This window comes from Pseudomonas sp. 18.1.10 (assembly GCF_024655625.1).
In the GTDB taxonomy this organism is placed as follows: Bacteria; Pseudomonadota; Gammaproteobacteria; order Pseudomonadales; family Pseudomonadaceae; genus Aquipseudomonas.
This window is the reverse complement of record NZ_JANLGL010000478.1, coordinates 1-531: the sequence shown is the minus strand read 5'-3', so window position 1 is coordinate 531 and position 531 is coordinate 1. Positions and strand designations below refer to the sequence as shown.

Below are 531 nucleotides of genomic sequence, written 5' to 3'. Positions count from 1 at the left end.
TGAACTGGTCAAGTAATCTTGGACACCGATTAAGGTTCACGCCGCTAACCTTTCCTTCGCGACCGGCGACCGGTAGTCGTTATAGCTGTGAGGCCTGCTGATGTTGTAGCGCGAGACATAGCGCTGCACGTCTGCCCGGGCCTCATGTTCCAGTTTGTAGCCCGTTTCAGGAACCCACTCGGATTTCAAACTACCAAAGAAACGCTCCATCGGGGCGTTGTCCCAGCACTCACCTTTACGGCTCATACTTTGCCTAAACCCATGTTTCACAAGCGCGTTTCGGAATTTATGGCTGGTGTACTGGCAACCTTGGTCAGAATGAAACAACACATCCTGGGGATGGCCACGCAACTCCACCGCCATGCGTAGCGCTTCGCAGGTCAGGTTGGCATCAGAAATCATCGAGAACGACCAGCCTACGATCCTGCGAGCGTACAGATCCAGAACGGCGGCGAAGTACATCCAACGCTTGCCGACCTTGATGTACGTTACGTCGCCACACCACACCTGATTAACCGCCGTCACATCAAA

1 protein-coding gene is annotated in these 531 nt (G+C 53.9%); it reads right to left on the bottom strand.

Annotated elements, in window-relative coordinates; genetic code table 11:
- Positions 1 to 36: 36 nt before the first annotated feature.
- Positions 37 to 531 (bottom strand): IS3 family transposase (locus tag NUV89_RS29780; RefSeq protein WP_257784134.1); only part of this gene is annotated, 495 nt, incomplete at its 5' end.